This window comes from Paenibacillus sp. FSL W8-0187 (genome assembly GCF_037969755.1).
Lineage (GTDB): Bacteria > Bacillota > Bacilli > Paenibacillales > Paenibacillaceae > Paenibacillus_AQ.
In genome coordinates this window covers 6,746,893-6,769,797 of the sequence record NZ_CP150206.1, presented here as the reverse complement: position 1 = coordinate 6,769,797, position 22,905 = coordinate 6,746,893, and the positions used below count along the sequence as shown (strand labels likewise).

The following is a 22,905-nucleotide window of genomic DNA, read 5'->3' as shown; positions in this document are numbered from 1 at the left end:
CTGTTCCATGCTGGAAGGGAGCTGTGCAGCCCACAGCTTATTGCATTTCATATTTCAGCAGATTGAACAGGTTGGCGTCATAATGGAGTCCCCGTGTATGAATAGGGGCTCTTTTTTTTATTTTCATATCATCCTCCAATATCTTCGCATTCCAGGATATGGTATGATCTTGATAATTGCGACAAAATGGAGGGATTGTATGAAGAAAATCGCCTGTTCCGTTCTAATAGCTCTGGCAGCAAGTGCTTTATACATAAACTCATCCGATAACGTTCAAGCAAGTGCTGGTGTACCCGTTTCAGATATGATGGGCTTTAATGCGCAGGAAGCCATCCGGTTAACCGAAGGAGGACTCCATCCCGGTGACGGTGGTAGGGATATCCAGCCGAAAGCGGCCATCAGCAGGCAGGATTTTGTCATATTAATCGTCAATGCTTTGAATCTGGGCACAGGTGAACTTCCAGGAGGGGCTACCTTCAAGGATGTACCTAACGATCACTATGCTTTCTCCGCAATCGAAGCTGCGGTTCATGCAGGACTGGTGAAGGGGGTAGGGAACGGAAGATTTGGAGTTGGACAACCGCTGACACGTCAGGATATGGCCGTGCTGTATCAAAGAGCTCTGCAAGGGGTTACCAACAAGGAAACCACGGACGGGGAAGCCACGCAGCTGGAGTTACATGAAGGCTCCTTCAGCCATTATGCTAAGGAGGCTATCGTAATGGCCATGGAGCTAGGTCTCTTTCAGGAATCCACAGCAGATGCTTTGAATCCCAAGGGTATCGTTACTCAGGAAGAAGCGGCTTCGGTTACAGCGAAGTGGTTGAAAGCTGTGGAGCAAATCAACTTGGAAACTGCCGAAGACGGGGGAGAAACACCACCAGAAAGTCCGAACTCGGTAATCCATGGTGTAGTGACCTCATCATCGGGATCATCATCCACAACTCCTGCCGTTACCGGATCAGTACAGCCACATGGGGGGACAGAGTCCCTTGTATCTCAGTCGGGTTCGCCGACAACGATACCAACTGCTCCGATGGATCTGAAGTTCCAATATGTGAAGGGTCAGGTTCAATTAACCTGGACGAAGCAGCCAGGTGAAACCTACAATATCTATTACAGCGAGAAGTCCGGAACGGGTTATACATTGTTTGCTGACGGAGCGAATGTGAAATCAGGTGCCTACGTAACATCTGATGCGCGTTTTCAGGAGACCGTCTACTATGTGGTCGAGGCTGTGAACAGCTTCGGCAAGAGTAGCTATTCTAACGAAGTTTCGAGCCGTCCGAATAAAATATCCGGTCTTCAGGCCATCCTAAATGAGGAAGATGAATCCATTGGTTTAATCTGGACAGATACGCAGGAAGGCATAAACTATCATGTATATTACATAGGACCTGACGGAGTACTGTATCGTTTGAATGATGAACCTGTAGTGAGCCGTTCCTATCTTATTCCGAACCGCAATATGTTGGCAGGTCCGTCCGGCCGGTATACGATCCATGTGGTTGCTGTGAACAAATTGAATGTAAGCAGTGAACCGTCCAGTGAGGTTGCGCTGGATGTCAAGAAGGACCCTGAGGATCGGATTACGATCACAGATCCCTCTGTGGCATTGCCAAGTGAAGACTTAGAGGAGGAACCGGCAAAAGAGCAGAGACCGATTCCTGAGGAGTATGAGGAACAGGAGTGAACGTTTCTCGAATCCTGTTCGGAGTCACTTGAATATACGAAGCAGCCTATGCCTGACTCCATAACGCAACTTGATCTAGCTTCTGCCATGATGAAAGTCATGCTAATATCTGAAAATTTGGTTAAAAATGAGAAATTTTTATGACTTTTTTTCATTTTTAGGGGCGGAGGGCTTGCATCTGGACGGGCACATGGATAACATAGAAGAAGATATGTAAATTTGCCCGAGAAGAAACCCACGAGGAGGTACGTTTCATGATCCTTGCAGCAGCATCGGATGCGAGCGCGACATTTAAGACATTTGATATTTTTATGATCCTGTTTACGATTCTGATCTTTGTTGGTGTGGTTCGCTTGTTGATGGCCCGCCAAAAAAATAAATTCGCAATCGCTTTCGGTCTCGTCAGCTTATTTGTGTTCTTGTACTCTGACTATGCCATGATTACAGGATGGTTTAACAATTAGGTTGGCCTAGGCACCTTATTTTAAAGCGGCTTCATTTGACGAATGTAATGAAATACATACAAACAAGACGCCCGTCTGCTGTTGGCAGTGTGAAGGCGTCTTTTTGTTTCTTCGGGAAAAAGTTACAAGGTCCGCAGGAAAAACGTAAAAGAAATAGGTCTAGAAGCAATGGCTGCAAATGGAAAAACATGATAAATTGAGGAGTACAGGTTGGGTAGAGGATGGAACCGGGGGAGGAACAAACGAATTGAAGAATTTACAATGGCAAAAACGGTCGGCGGTTGCACTGTTAGGGGCCATCATGCTGGCAGGAAGCAGCGATGCGATTATGCATACAGACATAGCGGCTGCAGCAAGCGCTAAGTCCAAGAATACATATGAACAAAGTGCGGTGCCTCAGGTGATCAGCCGGATGTCGCCATCGGTTGTTGGCATTATCGGAAAGGCACCACAAGGAACCAGCGAAGTGGATGACAGATACAACCTGGCGCACGGTACGGGAGTGATCTGGAAGGCAGACGGGTGGATCGTTACTAACGCTCATGTGGTGGACGGGCTAACCGGAATCACGGTCGTGACGTCAGACGGCAAATCCTATAAAGCCAAGGGTGTATACAGCGATCCTATGAGTGATATTGCGTTGGTCAAAATTAACGCCAAGTCTCTGAAGCCGGCCAAATTTTCCGCATCCGCGCAAAATGCGCTGGTTGGAGAAACGGTGGTTGCCATAGGTACGCCAATCTCCTTCTCGTTACGAAACTCGGCATCCGTGGGTGTGGTAAGCGGCTTAAACCGGAGCGTAGACGGCTCTTATCGCCTGATTCAAACCGATACCGCCATTAACCCGGGCAACAGCGGAGGGCCGCTCGTCAATCTGAAAGGCGAGGTCATTGGCATCAACAGCAAGAAGTTTGCCGCCGTTGGCATTGAAAATATGGGCTTTTCCATTCCTGCGGAAACGGTCCATTATATTGTGGATCATTTGTTGGAATACGGCGAGGTTCGAAGAGCCGGTCTCGGGTTGGAACTGGAAGAAAGCTGGTCCGCCATCGTGGGTCTGCCTTCAGACGACCCATTGACCGTTACGAAGGTGCTGTCCGAGCAAGCCCGGAAAGCCGGAATCCAAGAGGATGATGTGTTATACGCCATTAACGGAAAGCGCATCTATTCCGTCGTTGATATCAACGAACGGTTAAAGCCTTTCATCCCAGGCCAGCAGGTTCAGCTATTGATGCAGCGGGATGGAGATATTGTAAATGTAAAACTGACGCTCAGCCAGGATGGTAATCGAGCTGCTTCGTCAAGCGTTGAGGAGGCTGAGTCATGGTGAAGAGAGAAAGAACGGAGTCAAGCCGACGTTTGCGGCAGATGACAGCCGGAACCTTATCGGCTTTGATGCTATTCACGTCGTTGTCACTTCCCGTATGGGGTGATGACGTTGTGCCGGATAAACGTATACTGACCGTGCAAAGCGGAAGCAGCACAGCTTCGGTTAATGGCACTTCGTATACGATTGCCAAGCCACAGCAGAAGCAGGGCGTATTGATGGTGCCGCTGGGCGTGTTTAAAAAAGCGTTTGGCAGCGAGATCAAGCTGGAGGGCGAGAATCGGGTTCGACTGCTGCAAGGACCGCATACGATTGTGCTCGTTATCGGCAACAAGACCGCATGGATTGACGGGAAAAAGGTACAGCTGCCGGTAGAACCGGCGATGGTGTCTGGAACACTGATGGTACCGCTGCGTCCGGTTGCCGCGGGGATTGGCGCCAAGGTAAGCTCCTCCCAAGGCAAGCTATCCATCAGCCTCATGGTTACGGATAAGGAAGAGAAGCATGACGAGGGCGAGATCAACAATACGACCGGGAAGACCCGAATCGGAAATAGTTATTATGAATGGAGTATGAATTATCCTTCTTGGATGATCGTTGGGAGAGGAACGGACGACGAGAGCGGTGCTGCTTTTAACGATGCTACGGGCCGCTACTATCTTGAGGTTCATGCCTCCTCCCAGAAAGTAAAGCTGAGTCCTGACGATTTGTTAGAACGGCTCCTGAAAGAACTGAGCGATTCTGGAGATGTTGTGCTTCACCAAGAGACGGTTGCAAGCGGAGGTCTGCCGTATGCCAGAGTAATCTCCCGCGATATCGACGGCGTCTTGTGGGAAGGTCGGCAGTACTATGCCAATGATCGCGTCTATGAGCTGTATTTTGCCGATGCAGAAGCGGTTCACTATAAGGATATGGACAAGCACGCGAGTTTGCTGGGTTCATTTAGAACGACCTATCAGGCTGGAGACAAAACATTAAAAGACGTCTCTTCCATCGTAGGTGGGCTCCGCGAAGCAGGAAATGAAGAATACGGCATATGGTTTGGCATTCCTGCAGGTTGGGAAATCAACAACAAGGATATGTTATACGGCAGCGAAGGGCAAGGTTATCTGTCCGTCTCGGTGACATCCGCTCCCTCAGGGGTTGATGGCACGCTCACAGCTTGGGGGCAGCGGCTTAAAGACTGGCTGTCGGAATCCTTCGTTCAAGATTCTTACGAATACGTCGGACTTACGCCTGTGGAGATATCCGGCGCCAAAGGGCAGATTCAAGAGGTTCGGTACAACTTCGGAGATAAATGGGTGACGGAATATGAAGTGATGATCCAGAAGAACGGCTACCGTTATTATCTGGAGTATGCGGTACCGGATGGCCAGGAACGGACGGCTTCCAACTGGAAGAAGGTACTGGAATCGATCGAGATTGATTATGATGTGGTACCTGAGAACTTCGGCCGCATTGGCGATGAAGGCTATCTGACCGATAAAACCAAGATGAGAAGCAAGAACTCCGAAACGTACCGCTACCATATCGATATTCCAAAGTACTGGGAACCGCTGAATGATCAATTCGAGCAGGGAACGGTGGAATATGGATTTGCCGGGGGCGGGTTTGAAATTAATGCTCAGAAGGATACCTCCGCAGAATTCATCGTCAGCAACCTGAAACGTTATTATAATGAAGCCAGCACGGCCTCAGGGACGACGTTGAAATTGCTTGGCGTGGATAACATTACGTTTGCCGGTGTGCCTGCCGTGTCGTTCAAGGTGCATCAGGTGAAGAACGGCGTTGGCTTTACGACGCAGGAGATTGTCTTTGAGAACAGAGATATCGTGTACACGATTACGACGACGTTGAATGATGCCAATGCAACGGAGATGCAGCAAGCCGCACTTAGGCGTGCGCTGTCCTCGTTTGAGCTGGTGAAGTAAATCCGAAGGATGGAATTATAAACGTATATCACACACTTAGTGGGAGTCATATTTTTGATAACGCTGATAGCTGTCCTGCTGCATCCATAGGGATGCGGGCGGGCAGCTATTTTGGTTTTATAAGGAGGATGGTCGATCCTCACCCAAAATTATAGAACATATGTACGCTCGTGGGATCTGATATGTTAAAATTAAATTGTGAGAGCAATGGATATGTAAATAAACCGGCTTGCAGAAGAGGGAATAAGCGGATGAAAAAAACGATAGGCATGTTCGCCCATGTGGATGCAGGCAAAACCACGTTGGCGGAGCAGTTGTTATATATGACCGATACGATTCAGGAACGCGGTCGCGTAGATCATCAGAGTGCTTTTCTTGATCGACATGACATTGAAAAAGAACGGGGTATCACCGTATTTGCCGATCAGGCCACCATGCATTTTAACGGCTGCACTTATTATTTAATCGATACGCCGGGTCACGTCGATTTCTCGCCGGAGATGGAGCGGGCCATTCAGGTCATGGATGCCGCCGTCGTCGTCATAAGTGCCGTGGAAGGTGTCGAAGGGCATACGGAGACGGTATGGCAGTTATTGCGTAAGCATGGCGTCCCTACGTTTTTGTTTATTAATAAAATCGACCGGGAAGGCGCGGATGTGACGCGTGTGTTTGCAGAGATTCGGAGTGAGCTTACTGAAGAGGTCTGCATGATCACGGAGGAGGATGTGCTGCACGAAGGCGTGATGCAGTCCTCGCTTATTGAGGCTATCGCGGAGCGGGACGAGAAGCTGCTGGGGCTCTATATGGAACAAGGATATGAGGTTTCTCAGTGGCTGGATACGATGACCGAGATGATAAGGAAAGGGCAGCTATTCCCCTGCTTCAGCGGATCAGCTCTGCAATACGTGGGCGTGTCCCATTTCTTGCATCAGCTGGATCTGCTGACAGTTACGGACTATGATGCCGGGGCTGATTTTGCCGGAAGGGTATATAAGATTCGTCATGATGAACAGGGAGCCAGGCTGACGTATATCAAAGCCATGGGTGGAACGCTGCGGGTGCGCGATGAGATGACTTATTTTGCTGGAACGGAGACGATCACGGAGAAGGTGACGCATATCCGTTTGATCAATGGGGGACGCGTGACGAATGTCGATCAGGTGCATGCGGGTGATCTGTTTGTCGTTACGGGTATTTCTTCAGCTGCGGCGGGCGACGGACTTGGGACTCTGAGTGGCCGGACGGTATATGAGCTTGTACCGACTCTGAAGTCGAAGGTGCAATTCGAATCCTCGATTCATCCCAAGGATATGCTGCGCGAATTCCGTCTGCTGGATGCGGAGGATCCTTCTCTGTCTGTGCAGTGGGATGAGTTCGCTCAGGCGATCCATATCCATGTGATGGGTATCATTCAGCTTGAAGTGCTGGAACGAATCGTGTTTGAGCGGTTTGGTTACCGGATCACCTTCGGTGAACCGGAGATTTTATATAAAGAAACCATAACGGAAGACGTTGTGGGCTGTGGTCATTTCGAACCGTTGAAGCATTACGCGGAGGTGCACCTCCGGCTGGAGCCTGGAGAGCGCAACAGCGGCATCATATTCGCCAATGCTTGCCATCCTGATGTGCTTCCGATCAATTATCAGCATCTGGTCGCCCAGCATGTTGGGGAGAGGGATCATCACGGGCTGCTTACTGGCTCTCCCATCACGGACATCCAGATTACCCTGCTAAAAGGACGGGCGCACAACAAGCATACGCATGGCGGGGATTTTAGGGAAGCCACCTACCGTGCATTACGCCAAGGGCTGGAGAAGACAACCAATATGCTCCTGGAGCCTTACTATCATTTCAAGGTGAAGGTGGATGCCGAGTATATCGGACGGTTAATGTCGGATCTGACCCAGGCGAAGGCAAGCTTCGAGCCGCCGGAAACAGCGGGAAACAAGGTGACGGTCACGGGATCGGCTCCCGTATCGACCATGATGAATTACAGCATGGAATTAGCCGCCTACACCAAGGGAAGAGGTACGATATCCCTGGTTTACGGGGGATATGGCCGGTGTCATAACGAGGCTGAAGTCATTGAACGTAAAGGATACGATAAAAATGCGGACCCGGAATACAGCTCCTCTTCGATATTCTGTGCGAAGGGAAGCGGTTATGCGGTGCCATGGGATGAAGCGGACCGTCATATGCATATCTAATGCTTGATGTTGCGGAAGCGATAGGTGGTTAGGCAAGATGTTTCGTGGTCGTGAGGGAGTCGTTGGATTTAACATCGTTGACAAGTGAATGGTGCAGCAATGAATTGAATGATGTGTAGCGAGGCAGTATGCTGTGAAGTCAATCATGCGTAACGAAGTGGTTATCAGCAGGATTAAATATCAATGACATTAACTATGTAATGAAGTACGTAGACAATCGAGCGATTATGAGTTAACGATGTTGAACTAAACAAGCCCCCCGATGATCCAGTTTATTTCCGTAATGAGTTACGCACGCGCGTTATGAAATCATCACGCGTGCGCACAGCTTAAAGCCATTATGACGAGAGGGATCCCTTTTCTACAGGCTGCAGGCGCGATGGCCGCATTGTCCAATAAGTAATGGCGGTCGTAATCAGCATTAAGACGCCAGTCATCAAGAATACCGAATGGATGTTAAAGATGCCGCTGATCATGCCGCCCGCGAGCGGCCCGGCCATCCCGCCGATTTGATTGGCTGTCTGGTTAAGGCTAAACGCACGTCCGCGGAATTCACTTGGCGTATGTTTGACGACAAGGCCGTTGAGAGCAGGGAATACGGCACAGAAGAACGCGCCGTAAGCAAAGCGGATGGCCGAGAATGCCCAAATGTTGCTGAACAGGATCTGGGCGAGCGATCCGATTCCGCCGGCGAGCAGACCGATCAGCAGCACCTTTTGAAACCCGATTTTATCAGCCAGGCGTCCCCAGCGGGCCGCAAACAGGATGCTGGCGATCCCGACGATGGAGAACACAAAGCCGGCAATCATCGAGGTATGTGATGAAGAACCGCCGATCTGAGCGATATACAGCGGTAGTACCGGCTCAATTGTCATGACGGAGAACTGCGTCAGCACCGTAAGCATAAGCACTGTCATCAGCGCTTTGTTATGTCCGGCGACCTTAAACGTGTTCATGACGGAGACACGCTCTTTGCTGGGTACGAATTTTTCCTCTTTGACCCAGAATATGACGAGCAGCGTGGCTGCGAAGCACAGCATCCCTGCCAATCCGAATGCCATTCGGTTGCTGAACAGGGAGGCCAGGGTGCCTCCGATCATCGGGCCCATGATGCCGCCGGTTGCGGTTGCCGTGGACATCATGGAGAGTGCGTAGCCGACTTTTTTCTCAGGGGTGTTGGTGCCTACAATCGCGATTGCACCCGGGATAAAGCCGGAGAGAAGGCCTTGCAGCAGGCGGAGAACCAACACCTGATACTCATTCGTGACGAATGCCATCAGAATATAGATGACAAAGAGCACCAGCCCCGCGCGGATAATCATCGGTTTGCGTCCATATTTATCGCCGACGGCACCCCAGAAGGGAGAGGACAAGGCACCCGCAAAAAAAGCGGAACTGAACAGCAGTCCCGACCACATTTCCGTATGCTTGGTAACGCCGAGCTCAATCAGAAAAAGCGGGAGAAATGGTATGACCATCGAGAAGCTTGATGAAACGATAAATGAGCCGAACCATAATATCCATAAGTTCTTTTTCCAACTTTCCATGTCTTCTTCATCTCCTGATGTGCGATTTGTTGTAATCCTTCGAGCTTCGCCTCCTGTCTTTTAAATGGGGTAATGATGTATGTATTACATTTTTTAGAGATAACAAAAGCATAAACTTCGAGGCTTACTGCCCTTATCTCGAAAGAAAAACTTTCTCTAAATGGGGTCTGTCATCTGTGAAAGTACGTCGATAGACGTTTTTCTTTAGAGATAAGAAAGTTGTTCATGGACTAACCCAACTATTCATCTTCAGGCATCCCAGCGTTGGGAGGTCGGATTTGGATAAAGCAAAACGCCCCCCATTTGGCAAACTGGAATCAACCAGACTACCGCACTAAAGCGAAAGGCGTGCAACTTCATCCTACACCACATGTTTTGGATTGGGAAGAGGCGGAAAGCGGGGTTATAGCGGTCGGCGGCTCTTTTGGAGATGGGTTGGAACCGCTAGGTTAACGCATGAATAAAGGGCTTTCAGGATTCCATTAGACGTGGATAAAATATCGTAAAAATTATTTTTTTGGGGAGATCTGTTATGAGAGAAACGCTGAAGGATCTATATTCAAATACGTTGTTCCAGCAAGTGACCGACCGGTTGAAGGAGACTTATCCGGCATTCGATGCGAACCGGTTCATGGAGCTGATTCATGATGAAGACTGGGCACAGGAGGAGTTCAAGCAGCGCATCCGGCATATTACGCTAGCCTTAACGGATACGCTGCCTGCTTCTTACCCGGAAGCCATTGGGATCCTGAAGCAGGTAGCCCCGCATTTTAGAGGCGTGGAATATGTGTTCTTTCCGGATTATGTAGAGGTTAATGGGATGGAGGATCTGGAGACATCGATGGAGGCTTTGGCGGTATTCACGCATTCTTCTACGGCGGAGTTTGCCGTTCGGCCGTTTATCATCCAGGATCAGGAACAGATGCTGACACAGATGATGACATGGGCACAGTCCGATGACGAGCATCTGCGCAGATTGGCGAGTGAAGGCTGCAGACCACGCTTGCCTTGGGCGCCGCAGCTGCCGGCCCTGATTAAGGATCCGCGTCCGGCTCTGCCGATCCTGGAGCAGTTGAAAGAGGATCCTTCCTTATACGTTAGAAAAAGCGTTGCCAATCACCTGAATGATATCTCTAAGGATCACCCGGACCTTGTGCTTGAGATTGCCGCCAAATGGTATGGCAAATATCCGTTAACGGATTGGATCGTGCGGCATGCGCTGCGTTCGCTGCTGCGGAAGGGAGATATTCGGGCACTGGCCATTTTCGGGTATGAGGAGCTTGAAGAGCTGGAAGGACTTGAGGTGCGTGAGCTGCGCATTAAACGTTCCGTGATTGCGATGGGGGACGATCTGGAGTTTGCCTTTCAAGTGGTTAACGAAACCGGCAATCCGATGACGCTCCGCATCGATTACGAGATCGATTATATGAAGGCAAACGGCAAGCTTGCGCCGAAACGTTATAAATGCTCGGACAAGATCTATGCGCCGGGAAGCTGGAAGGTGGAGAAGAAGCAATCGTTTAAACCAATCTCCACCCGCCGTTTCTACTCTGGCGATCATCGTCTTCACATTGTCGTGAATGGCAAGCGTTTAGCGAGCATGGATTTTGTGCTGGAGGGTGCGGAGTAGGAGTAGGACGCGTGGTGCAGGACGTGCACCGGCAAACCTGTGGTAAAGGAACCCTGGAACCAGTAGACGGATTGGGGCGGTTCCGTTCCCAAGTTTTGTACATCGTGCGCACTTGCTCCCAATGCGCACGGTGTGTGGTTCGGGGCATGCTTGGATGGCTGCCATCCGCTAAGATGTTAAGGAGGCTCTGACTAAAGGATTCGGAGATCGAAATGCAAATCCCTGGTAAAGGAAAGGGAAGGTAATCTCTTATATTAAGAAAAGAGATAAGCACACTGGCTGCGTATGGATGATCATCCACCGGTAGTATCCGCTGCGGATGATGTGTGGCAAGCCTTCCGATTGGGAGGGCTTGTTTTTGTTTCTACGAAACAGGGTGGTATGCGGATTATGGCAACACTATCAAAAGTGTGGAAATCAAGTTAGCAGGTAGAAGAGAAGCCGGACTTTTGGTAAACTAGATAAGTTGAAAAGCTTTCAAAGTATTTACAAAATCAATTGATATAGATGTCGGATGCCCTGTTCTATGAAAATAGAGTATGGCTTGCAGGTTTCAATGAAAGAATAGTAGTACACAGCACGCCGGCTTGAACCGGCCTGGGAGGATATAGATGGACACGAAAGCACTACGAAGAGAAGACGTGGAGTTGCTGGCCCCTGCAGGGGATTGGGATTGCATGCGGGCTGCGGTGGCTAACGGGGCGGATGCGATCTTTTTTGGGGTCGAGAAATTTAATGCGCGCGCACGAGCGAACAATTTCCGGATGGATGAGCTGTCCGAAATTATGGCCTTTTTGCACAGTTATGGGGTTAAGGGATTTCTGACCTTCAATATTCTGGTGTTCGAGAACGAGCTGGAGGATGCCAAGGAGCTGATTGATGCATGCGTGGATGCGGGCGTGGATGCGGTGATCGTGCAGGATTTGGGTCTGGTGAAAATGATTCGCGAGATTTCCCCGGACTTCCCGATCCACGGTTCTACGCAGATGACGATTACGTCGCCGGAGGCCGTTGAATTCACGAAGCCGTTTAATATGGAACGAGTCGTACTGGGACGCGAGAACAATCTGAAGCAAATCCAGAAGATCGGGGAGCAGGCGAAGCTTCCAATGGAAGTATTCGTGCATGGTGCATTGTGCGTATCCTACTCGGGCCAATGCCTGACTTCCGAAATGTGGGGCGGCCGCTCCGCCAACCGCGGAGAGTGCGCGCAGGCCTGCCGTCTGCCGTACGATCTGATCGTGGATGGCGAGCAGAAGCCGATGGGCGACGTCGCCTACTTGCTCTCGCCAAAAGATCTGGCCGCGATCGATTTGATGCCCGAGCTGATTGAAGCGGGTGTGACCTCGTTCAAAATTGAGGGCCGGTTGAAGAGTCCGGAATACGTGGCTAACGTCGTGAGCAAGTACCGGAAGGCGATCGACCGGTATTTTGACGGCGAAGATGCGAGACCGAGCAAGGAAGAGGTTCGTGAGCTGCAGCAGAGCTTCTCCCGCGGCTTCACCCATGGCTTCCTGGATGGAACGAACAATAAAAAGCTGGTCGAGGGTACGTTCCCGAAAAGCCGTGGCGTGTATCTCGGCCGGGTGGAACAGATTCTGCGCGATGGTGTCGTCTGCAAGCTGGATGCACCGCTGAAGCGCGGGGACGGTATCGTGTTCGATGCAGGCGACCCAACGAAAAAAGAAGAAGGCGGTCGCGTCTACGACGTCCGCCGCAAAGGCGTCAAGCTGGAGGGTGAAGCGCAAGAAGGCTGGATCGTCGATATCGTTCCCGGCCGGAGCGACGTGGACCTGCGCAAGCTGCACGTTGGCGACCGGATCTGGAAGACAAACGATCCAGCGCTGGATAAGCGCCTCCGTCAGACGTACGAGACGGAGAAGCCGTACCGGGTATTCCCGGTACATGTGCGTGTCAGCGGCCGCCCCGGACAGCCGCTGTCGACCTGGTGGACCGATGTGCAGAAGGGCACGACGGTCCAGGTGGATTCGGAGCTGGAACTAGAGATTGCCCAGAAGCGGCCGCTCAGCCAGGAGATCCTGGAGGAGCAGCTTGGCCGCCTGGGCGGAACGGTGTTCCAGCTTGAGGTACTTGACGTCGACCTGTACGGCGACGTCATCGTGCCGATTCGCGAGCTCAACAGCATCCGCCGCCGTGCGGTGGAGCTGCTCGCCGGCGAGCGGCCGAAGCCGCCCGTGTACGTGAAACGGGCGGTGTCGGTGTATGGCGATGCGGCTGTGCCCGCAGCGCCCGTGGCTCGCGGTGAGGCGAAGCTCACCGCGCTGTGCCGCAGCCTCCCGCAGGTTGAGGCTGCGCTTGAGGCCGGCGTCGAGATGATCTACGCCGACTTCGAGTTCATCAAGCAGTTCCCGGCAGCGGTGGAAGCCGTGCGTGCAGCCGGCAAGCAGATTGCGCTGGCAACGCCGCGCATTCACATGCCGGGCGAGAACGGCTACCACAACAACATCCTGCGCCTCCAGCCGGACGCCGTGCTGGTGCGCAACACCGGTGCGCTGTATTTCTACCTGCGCCACCGGATGGAGAACCCGGGGGCGAAGCATCCCCGGTTGATCGGCGACTTCTCCCTGAACATTGCCAACCACAAGGCGGTTGACCTGTTCGTCGAAGCCGGATGCGACACCGTCACGCCTTCCTATGACCTGAACATCCAGCAGATGGTGGATCTTCTCGGCAAGGCCGACACGTCCAAGATGGAGATCGTCATCCATCAGCATCTGCCGATGTTCCATACGGAGCACTGTGTGTACTGTACGTTCCTGAGCGAAGGAACGGACTTCACGAACTGCGGTCGTCCGTGCGAAGAGAGCCGTGTGTCCCTACAGGACCGGATTGGCATGTCCCATCCGGTTCGGGTCGACGAAGGCTGCCGTAACACCGTGTACAATGCCATCGAACAATCCGGCGCCGAGTACCTGGCGAACTTCATGGAGCTGGGCGTATCCAGCTACCGCGTGGAGTTCCTCGAGGAAACACCGGAACAAGTCCATGAGGTCATCGATCTCTACAACCGCGCCTTGCGCGGCGAGATCAGCGGAACCCAGGTGTGGAAGAAGCTGAAGGCTACTAACCAGCTTGGGGTTACGCGGGGGCAGTTGGTGAAGTAAGGATGCACGTGTATTGCGTATATACCGAGCGATTTAATTAATATGAAGGGGTGATGCCAGATTAGGCATCACTCCTTTTTGCATCGGAATGCTTCGATTCAACGCGTTCTTGGCGGTGCTTGGATCGATAATGGAATAGAAACCCGACGTTCGGCTCGACGATCCACCCGAAGCCGCGTTTGATCCAGGATGAGGATAGGAGCCAGGTCAAGAGGGCGCCGAACAGGATCAGCAGCAGCTTGCTTCCCGTGGACCAGAACGCTTCGAACCAGCTCAGATGCTGCATCGTTTTGACGATGAACCCGTGAAGCAAAAAGACGTACATGGTATTAACCCCACGGTCGGTGAAGGGCGTATCCCACCTCGGAATGAGGGAGAGGACGCATAGTCCCATGATGACGGTGAACGCGTAGGTGATCATACGGTAGAAGCCTGCATACCACGAGTCCAAACCGAACTCCAGGTAAGGCATCGCTCCGTAGAACCAGTTAGTTGGCAGGATCGGCGATATGACGTACAGCAAGACAAATCCGGCGAGGAGCAGGATGATCGATAGCAGTTGAAATGGCCGGGCCTTGATGGCATCCAGCCATTCCCTTTTGAAAATATATCCGATGAGAAAAAAAGGCAGGAAGTACAGCGTGCGTGAAATGCTCGCGTAATAGTCGACATCGATCGAGTACCCGAGCATGATGGACATCGCGAAACAGACAACTAGCGGGTATTTGAGCATCAGCAGATACGGCAGAAGCATTTTCCACAGCATCATGCTGAACAGGAACCACAGGATCCAGTTGGGGTAAAAGTACGTGAAATCGAGCCGATCCAAGTCTTGCATATAATAGTCGAACAGGGTATAGAGCGTCTCGAATATGAAATACGGCACGACCAGTCCCGACAGCAGGCCGACGTATTGTTTGGGGGATTGAATGCACTTGGCGAAATAACCGGCCGCAAAAATAAACAGCGGCATATGAAACGAGTAAATGAACTGATAGATCGCTCCCATCGCTGCTTCACCGTTAAACGGCTCGATGAGATGCCCTACAACCACCAACAGGATCAGTATGAATTTGAGGTTATCGAAATAGGCATCTCTCTCTTTCATCAGGTAACCAGCTCCTTTGGCTTTGTAGTCCATCGAAGTTTCGTACTAGTATATCTGAGGGGTCTTGTCGTTTCCATGGATAAAACTGGATTTAGTTATCTTGAGTTATCGGATTCGGCTTGTGAAAGCTGTGCCGGCAACCGATAAAAGACCGAGGGAGTCATTCTGAGTTGCTCGAAATACGACATAAGATTGGAGATATTTAGCATGACCACGACCATACAAAGGGGCATAGCTTTCCTGCTGCTGTGCTCCCTGCCGAGCGTTTTTACCGACTACAACGAATCATTCTCGGCCTTTACGCTGAAGCCGCCTGCCTTTGACAAAAACCGATTTTAATCGATGGGTTAGCCGGACTCATGATACAATGTCATCAATATGGGAGACCTACGGGAATGGAGAAGATAGGATGAACATTCGAAAAGCGATCATACCGGCCGCTGGACTTGGTACGCGGTTCCTGCCGGCCACGAAAGCGATGCCGAAAGAGATGCTACCTATTGTGGACAAGCCGACCATACAATACATCATCGAGGAAGCGGTCGCTTCCGGCATCGAGGACATTATCATTGTGACGGGTAAGGGAAAGCGGGCGATTGAGGATCATTTTGATTCATCATTTGAGCTGGAACATAACCTAGCTGAGAAAGGGAAATGGAACCTCCTTGAAGAAGTGCGTAAGCCCTCCAACATGGCAGATATCCATTATATCCGTCAAAAGGAGCCTAAGGGGCTGGGTCATGCCATTTGGTGCGCACGCAAATTCATCGGGGACGAGCCGTTTGCCGTGCTGCTAGGCGACGATATCGTGGAGTCGGAAGTCCCTTGCCTAAAACAGATGATGAAAGTCTACGACATCTACCGATCTGCCATAGTTGGCGTACAGCCAGTTGATTGGGACGAAGTGGACCGTTACGGGATCGTAGATGGACTTCAGAAATCAGAACGAATCTATGAAACATCAAGATTGGTAGAGAAGCCCTCCCGTGCCGAGGCGCCTTCCAACCTGGCCATCATGGGCCGCTATATTTTGCCGCCGGATATCTTCGATTTGCTGGAGAATCAGGAGGTTGGAAAGAACGGGGAGATCCAACTGACCGATGCGCTCTCCACCTTAGCTCATCGGAGCCCGATCCATGCGTATCATTTTGACGGGATGCGCCATGATGTCGGCGAGAAGTTAGGTTTTATTGAAACCAGCATTCATTATGCACTGCAGCGGGAAGATTTGAGAGATGATTTGATTGCTTATTTGAGTGGGGTTTTGGCAAAGGTGCAGTAGAGGCAATTTCATAACACATAAGAAAAACGGGACAGTTGGGTAGAGGTTGATTTATATTCAATCAAGTAAAAGAAAAGAGGAAATTAAATTACACGGCGACCTTTCCATAACTTTAACAGGAAACGGTCGCCGAGTTGTATTGAGAGTGGTCCTCATTGTGAAAAGAAATATTTAGAGTTGGTTATGTGGCTATTCAGGGTTATGAGGTCTTATTCCATACCTCTCTCATCCGGAATGACTCTGATCGGTTTTTCTACGTTAAAAGATTCATGTAACTTGGTTTGTATATCAAAGCTCTCTTTCGCCTTTTTAGTAGGCTTGTTCTAGTCGGTTATCATTCGCTGCCGTATGAGTGATGATGAACCCTTTCGTAATCCGGATCGTCCAATCAAAGCTCGGTGTATTCCTACAATCTCATATTAGCTAATGGTAATATATGCAGCCAAACTTATTTTAGACAATAACATAAGTTTACGATTACTAATTTCCAATAGTCTAACTATGCTGTAATTATCGCAAACACGAAATCTGAGTAATACTTCACCATTTATTTGATTATTTAATTCCAAAACATGCATACCTTCGTGGGTTACAGCAAAACTTGTTTGATGGATAATGTTACCTCCATAGACAATTTCCGAAAATATATTAGCACCGAGATTTGCGAATAGGAAATAATGAATCTTATTACCAACCCCGTATATAGAGTACTCTACATATTCATTGTAGGGAATAGTATTTGACACTCTTAGTATTGAGGTTTTCATATAACATTTATTTTGAAGTATAAGGCCATCCAAGAATTTAAGATGGTTTTTAGATAAAGCATTATATAGATCATGCCCTTTTCTAAATAACTTTTGGGTACCAAATTTGAAGGCAGGAGATTCCCTATCCTTCATTAATTCAAGAACTATTGAGGCTAAACTATTGTTTTCCAATGACATCTTGTGGAGTAACATTATTGTATCATCGTACTTTTGCTTAATATTATCAACTTCATCGACTTTGTTTTCCAGCTGATGTAGTTGCTTTTCTGATTGAATTATCAAGGTACTAATTTTTTCTATTTCATGCTTTTCAATTTGATGAACTTTCCCTTGTAACTCTCGTAACATTTCTGCTGTTTGAATTATCAAATTTTTAGTTTCTTTAACATCATCAAGAGCATCTTTCCTGTTGTCGTCAATTTTTTTTTCAAGCTTGGTATTCCATCTTTTTATATCTGATAGAATTGAAGTTCCCATATCGGGATTAATTTCTCTATTACGTACTTCCTTAATAATAGTGGGTTCATTTTCGTCTGCAAGTTTTTTTAATTCTTCAATTTCATCCAAAGTAAAGGGTGTACCTTCTTTATTAACTGCTAATATATAGTATATTTGATCACATACATTTTGGAGTGATCTACGTGCATTACGTTTTTCTTCTTCAGATAAGTCAATATAATCAGGAAAATAAAAGTATTCTATGCTAACGGTGTGTATGTTTATAGTTAGTTGGCTATTATCACTTGTGCCTAATCCCCAAATAAAAGCATGTGGATTATAATAATCCCTTTTATCTATCGAAGAGGTAGAATCCGGTGCTGCAAAAAAACGAAAAGTAGACTCATTAAATACCTGTTTATGATAGAAATTGGCAAAATTAACAGTTTCCATATGATAGGGTGCTAATACATAAATTAGAGACTTATGCTTACAAACACGGTGAATTTCCTCCGTAATAAAGTAAATATTATCAAAATGTTCTAATGCATGTGAACATAGCATAATATCAACCGAATTATCTTCAAGAGGGATCCCTTTATTCAAGTCTGCTACGATGTCAACTCCAGGAAGATCGAAACGATCTATCCCGAGATATCCTTCCGTTTTTCTGTGTCCACATCCTAAGTCGACTTTGACTAAATTTTCCATTCATTTACCCTCCAGCGTTTAGCTAAATCATTCTTTTAGGTCAATATAAAGCAAATCCACAATCGGTAAGTAAATATTTAGTCGGTTTAATAATTTGTATAAATAATTTCTTCTATGTTTGTTTTCAAATGTTCCAATACCTTTGTACTCGCATTTGAAAGATAGTTCGATCGTAAATTCATTTCCTAAACAATTTAAAAGAGGCTCAAACTTGAAATAATTCCAGTTGTTGAATCTGATAGTGCTAATATCTATTACGGAATCTCTCAATTTTCTTCCTTTCGAAAATAAAGCCATTTGAATTGTTCCAGCATAAGCTTTTTCGTTTAAAGTGCCGAAAATTATGCCAATTGCACTTAGTTGATTTAGAGTACAATTAAATTTGTACTTTTTCAATTTTGTAATTGGCCTAGAGAAACTAATGGAATTAACATCTATAATTCTTGGAGTAAGTGAATGATTAACCTCTTGTATAAGATCATAGTTTGTAGAGGAAGTATTGAAATTATACATATGTTTTGGTGTACTAGTTTTTAATATAAGATGTCCCAGTAGTTTACTTCTCACTACATCAAAGCTGTATGCTTTGTCAATCAAATCTTTTATATTATCTGATATTTCAAGCCAGTTTTCTTTATTTTCTATAGCCTTCTGAAGTGTTTCATATATATTCGTTGTGTCAAAATCTTTAGTCAAGTAACCAGTTACTCCATCAATTATGAACTCTGGAATCCCTCCTGCGGGACAAGCAACTGGAATCAATCCACCAGCGGCACATATTAACAAGGTTTGAGGAATACTTTCATCAACTGAAGTTGACAGTATAATATCATTATTGGAGACTATTTCATCCATGGGTACAAGCCCATGTAATCTGATTTTCTCGTTCAATTCATTATTTTCTATATAAGTTTGTATGTCTTCTACATACGAAGTAAGCATTTGAAGTTTATAACCGTATATATTGAGTTCTATGTTATATCCTTGTCTAATAAGTAAATGACATGCTTTCACAGCTTCTAATTGACGTTTCCTCTTTTGTAGTGTGCCACCTATTGCGATGGATATCGTTTGGGCATCTTTTTTAATTTTAACTAATGATTGATTATTGACTATAGTTGGGATTTTTATAGCTGTTAAGTCGAAAGCTTTATTGTAAAGTTTTGCTGCCCAGTCTGAATCAGAAATAATACAGCTTGCTGCATTTTTCAACTCCTTAATTTTCTCTGAACGATATCCCGTAGGTTGAAATAATGCAAAAACGGAATGTATATCCAACGTTGAAGCTACCGAAACGATATCATCAATGTAGCTGCTGCATACTATTAATCCGATCTCTTGAGTAGATACCCAATTAAGTAAGGATTCTAAATAAACATTATCTCTGTTTCTTGAATTGTATGGCGCCTTTATTATAGGCTTTAAACCCAGATCTTGAATGTATTTGTTTATGGTATCATCGTTTTCATCATCACCGTAGTTTTTTTCATCCGGAACGCAGATTTGAACATCGATGCCGACACTATGCAACATTTTTCCGATTTGCACACCATAAATTTCCGAACCAGAAATCATAGAGGAGTTTAAAAATATAAAACACCTTTTATTATTAATATTTTTTAGTAATTGGCCAGTTTGTATGATGTATTTGCTAAAATCGACTTCTTGTAATTGCAATTTTCTTGAGGTAGTTTTTATAAAGTTATCGTCACAATCTGAGAAGTTAACTACAAGATCTGATAAGTCCATTAGTTGTATAGCAGCTTGAAGCTGGGTGTCATTCCATGGAAGGCCCAGTTTAGGAAAGTACAAATCCTTTTTAAAGACATTTTGAACACATTCAAGTTGATTGTAGTCAAGTACATTCGTCAAGCTATTCCTTTGAAGTCCATACGAGATAAAATATAAAATAGGAACGTTTTGTTCCTGGTATTGGCGTATGAAGTCTGTCATAAAGAGGCCTGTGCAATCAACCATTATGAGAAAGTCTATATCGGTTGGTGAATATGATGATAGCTGCCATTCGCCACAAGTGATTACAATAGAGTTCGAATGTTGCAGTTGTAACAGATCTTTATACTTGGCAATTTTGTCGTTATATACATTACAAACTAAAAGAATCCTAAGTTTGCGGTGTAGACCTAATTCATTTTTAAACGGAGAAAGTTGATTGTTATCATTTACACTAAACAACCTGTTATTAAAAATATTTTCATTGCTATAATAGGTGTGGCCCTCAAAAAAAGGTTTATATACTATATTCTCTACATTTAGATACTCATCGTAGTTTTTCAAATAAGGCAATAATACGTTAAAATTAAAAACATCAAAATGATCGATTGTATTAGGCAACAGTTTTTTAGTTCTTTCGTAAATAACTTTTTCATCAGTCATATATGCATACGTCAGCTTATAATCCATTTTAACTGAAAGCCCGAGTGAAACTGGAGAGGAGGGACCAAGTTCAGTGCTAAGGATCTTGTTTACATAATTAAAGGAAGCCCCTAATAATTTTGCCCTAAACCATAGATCCCAATCACATAAACGTCGCATTCCAATATGAGGATCATATAATCCGTATTGTTCAAAGAAGGATCTTTTACATAGGACTGAGCCGTTAGGAATAGTATTCAAATGATACAAAATCTCAAATGTTAAAGGCCATTCACCGAGAAGGAAATGTTGATCTTCGTCAACTTTCATTTTTGTTATAGAATATTGAACATCGGCCGGATTTGAATGCATTTCATTTAATAGGGTTTCCAAAAAAAGGGGATCCCATATATTATCATCAAAAATGAAAGCGACATATTGGCCCCTTGCTTTCATAATGCCTTCATTTGTTCTAACAGCCGGCAAACCGCAATTTATATCATGACGAATATAAATTATTCTTTTATCCTTCTGCGCATACTGAATTATTAGTTCTTGGGAACCATCAGTTGAACCGTCGTCAACGATGATAAATTCGAAATTTGTATACGTTTGGATCAATACTGACTCTATACATCGTTTAAGAAAGCCTTCTGCCATTCTACAATAAGTCGGCATAACAATACTAACCAAGGGACTATTATTTTCATAACCGTTGTCAAATATCTTTTGGTCGTTAATAAATTCTTGAAATTTCATTGTAATTTTCCTTTTTTCTTTTAATAGTTTTTGTAATTCCTTCTTCAAGGCTAAATTTAGGCTGCCATGCACAATCTTTTATAATTTTTGATATATCTAGAACATTTTTACTAATCCCGCTATAATTATTATTACGAACAATTATTGCTTCCTTTTTCAATATTTTTTCAATTACTTCTATGATATCAGTCAATTTTTTGCCTTCGCCAGTACCAATATTGTAAATTCCATATTTCCTTCGATTTAACAGCGCGATTAATGCATCACAAAAGTCATCAATAAATATGTAATCCCTTATAGCATTTTCAGCACCGCTCCATATGGTAATGGGTTTATTGTCTAAAATATTTTGTATAAAAATATCTACAGCTCCTTGTTCTACTTTTCTATAGAACTGACATCCGTAAATATTTGAAATTCGGAGGATTAGATATTCGATATTGTGAACTCGACTATAAAATTTTATGATCTCTTCACTTAGTAGTTTACCTTGCCCATAAGAAGAGAACGGATTTAGTTCGGTCGACTCAGTTGCATTTTGATCTTCAACGTTACCGTATACTGTACCGCCAGATGATGGGAATACAATTTTCTTAACATTTAAATCCACCATTGTCTCCAGAACGTTATCTAATGCAATAAGTGAATTCTGCAGTTCATAGTTTAAATTACCGCGACTGGAACTCGGAAGCGAATGAGAAATAAAATAAAACACGACATCAACATCTCTAAGTGCCAATCTGAGTGTATCTTTATCTTGTACGTGTCCAACAATAGTTTTCACGCTTAACTCATTGAACTTACTATTTATATTTCGATCTAGTACCTTTACGTTCCAACCATCGTTAAATAATGACATAACTACATTAAAACCTATAAAGCCTTGTCCACCAATCACTAGAGCTCGGTTAGCCACTGTATCCCTCCATTATTCTTGGATGACCATCATATTTTCCCATTTTCCGATAATATAATATGTTTTCCGACAAAATAATACCTTGCAAATAAATTATATTGGATTAAATCTCCAAAAGTAAACGTAAAAAACTAAAATTGTCATTCAATCAAACTCCAATGAAAGCCAAAAAAAGAAAATTTAGTTGACAATATGATTTTAGGGTGAATAGACCGGACAGAACATTATTTTTATGTAATAGTACTGATAGAACTATGGGTAATTAGATCATTATGGTCTCATCGAACGGAATTGATCATATCTTTATATAGTAACAAATAACTAGAAAACATAAAGCATAAAAATTAGTATAAATTAAGGAGAATGGTGAAGGAATCATAGATGAAGAACTTAACCTTAAATCGCCAGCTATCTTTTGCGACTCTTTGTTTCATCTCAAATTTAAAAAATCCAACTCTTTCAGCGCCAACTTCATTGTGCTGTGTCCATCTACTCTATCTACGGGGGGAGTTGCAGCGAAATATTTGGGGAAATCGAATTATCAGAGTGTAAGAGGCGATGCGGAACTCGATGAGGGCCGGTTGGAAACTAAGACTGTAGGGAATGCGACTCCCCATTTCTAGG

14 protein-coding genes are annotated in these 22,905 nt (G+C 46.0%); 9 read left to right on the top strand and 5 right to left on the bottom strand.

The window, feature by feature from the left end; translation table 11 throughout:
* The first annotated feature begins 199 nt into the window (after positions 1-199).
* The 5 genes from MKY48_RS30760 to MKY48_RS30740 all read left to right on the top strand — a co-directional run bounded on the left by MKY48_RS30760 (position 200) and on the right by MKY48_RS30740 (position 7,622).
* Positions 200-1,693 (top strand): S-layer homology domain-containing protein, encoded by a 1,494-nt coding sequence (locus MKY48_RS30760; protein WP_339268408.1) that lies wholly within the window; start codon positions 200-202, stop codon positions 1,691-1,693.
* Between the two features lie 254 nt (positions 1,694-1,947).
* The gene (locus tag MKY48_RS30755) at positions 1,948-2,157 is read left to right on the top strand and encodes a hypothetical protein (protein WP_071219760.1); all 210 of its coding nucleotides are present in this window, start codon (positions 1,948-1,950) and stop codon (positions 2,155-2,157) included.
* 247 nt (positions 2,158-2,404) lie between these two features.
* Entirely contained in the window at positions 2,405-3,487 is a 1,083-nt protein-coding gene (locus MKY48_RS30750; protein WP_339291855.1) for a trypsin-like peptidase domain-containing protein, read from the top strand.
* Positions 3,481-5,415: a copper amine oxidase N-terminal domain-containing protein gene (locus MKY48_RS30745; RefSeq protein WP_339291854.1), complete on the top strand. Its 1,935-nt coding sequence runs from the start codon at positions 3,481-3,483 to the stop codon at positions 5,413-5,415. The genes MKY48_RS30750 and MKY48_RS30745 overlap by 7 nt, the downstream gene beginning before the upstream one ends.
* 251 nt (positions 5,416-5,666) lie before the next feature.
* The gene (locus MKY48_RS30740) at positions 5,667-7,622 is read left to right on the top strand and encodes a translation factor GTPase family protein (protein WP_339291853.1); all 1,956 of its coding nucleotides are present in this window, start codon (positions 5,667-5,669) and stop codon (positions 7,620-7,622) included.
* A 338-nt stretch (positions 7,623-7,960) separates the two neighbouring features.
* Here the strand turns inward: MKY48_RS30740 and MKY48_RS30735 are convergent, their stop codons facing one another.
* Entirely contained in the window at positions 7,961-9,169 is a 1,209-nt protein-coding gene (locus MKY48_RS30735) for an MFS transporter (RefSeq protein ID WP_339268403.1), read from the bottom strand.
* A gap of 532 nt (positions 9,170-9,701) precedes the next feature.
* Between MKY48_RS30735 and MKY48_RS30730 the strand changes: the two genes are divergently transcribed.
* Positions 9,702-10,799: a DNA alkylation repair protein gene (locus MKY48_RS30730; protein ID WP_339291852.1), complete on the top strand. Its 1,098-nt coding sequence runs from the start codon at positions 9,702-9,704 to the stop codon at positions 10,797-10,799.
* Between the two features lie 611 nt (positions 10,800-11,410).
* Positions 11,411-13,924, top strand: coding sequence for a DUF3656 domain-containing protein (locus MKY48_RS30725; RefSeq protein WP_339291851.1), 2,514 nt, complete (start codon positions 11,411-11,413; stop codon positions 13,922-13,924).
* A gap of 61 nt (positions 13,925-13,985) precedes the next feature.
* Here MKY48_RS30725 and MKY48_RS30720 read toward each other — a convergent pair whose 3' ends face one another.
* Positions 13,986-15,032: an acyltransferase family protein gene (locus MKY48_RS30720; RefSeq protein WP_339291850.1), complete on the bottom strand. Its 1,047-nt coding sequence runs from the start codon at positions 15,030-15,032 to the stop codon at positions 13,986-13,988.
* A gap of 207 nt (positions 15,033-15,239) precedes the next feature.
* On the opposite strand from MKY48_RS30720, the gene MKY48_RS30715 reads away from it, so the two are divergent.
* Together MKY48_RS30715 and galU are read left to right on the top strand one after the other, a co-directional pair.
* Positions 15,240-15,371: a hypothetical protein gene (locus tag MKY48_RS30715; RefSeq protein ID WP_339291849.1), complete on the top strand. Its 132-nt coding sequence runs from the start codon at positions 15,240-15,242 to the stop codon at positions 15,369-15,371.
* 70 nt (positions 15,372-15,441) lie between these two features.
* The gene (gene galU / locus MKY48_RS30710; protein ID WP_339291848.1) at positions 15,442-16,314 is read left to right on the top strand and encodes a UTP--glucose-1-phosphate uridylyltransferase GalU; all 873 of its coding nucleotides are present in this window, start codon (positions 15,442-15,444) and stop codon (positions 16,312-16,314) included.
* Positions 16,315-16,733: 419 nt separating this feature from the next.
* On the opposite strand, the gene MKY48_RS30705 is transcribed toward galU, so the two are convergent.
* Genes MKY48_RS30705 through MKY48_RS30695 form a run of 3 tightly spaced genes read right to left on the bottom strand, consistent with a single transcriptional unit; the run spans position 16,734 to position 22,281 of the window.
* On the bottom strand, positions 16,734-18,233 hold the full coding sequence (locus tag MKY48_RS30705; RefSeq protein WP_339291847.1) for a methyltransferase domain-containing protein: 1,500 nt from the start codon (positions 18,231-18,233) through the stop codon (positions 16,734-16,736).
* A 27-nt stretch (positions 18,234-18,260) separates the two neighbouring features.
* The gene (locus MKY48_RS30700) at positions 18,261-21,365 is read right to left on the bottom strand and encodes a glycosyltransferase (protein WP_339291846.1); all 3,105 of its coding nucleotides are present in this window, start codon (positions 21,363-21,365) and stop codon (positions 18,261-18,263) included.
* Positions 21,343-22,281, bottom strand: a complete 939-nt coding sequence (locus MKY48_RS30695) for an NAD-dependent epimerase/dehydratase family protein (protein WP_339291845.1) — start codon at positions 22,279-22,281, stop codon at positions 21,343-21,345. The genes MKY48_RS30700 and MKY48_RS30695 overlap by 23 nt, the downstream gene beginning before the upstream one ends.
* Positions 22,282-22,905: the final 624 nt, after the last annotated feature.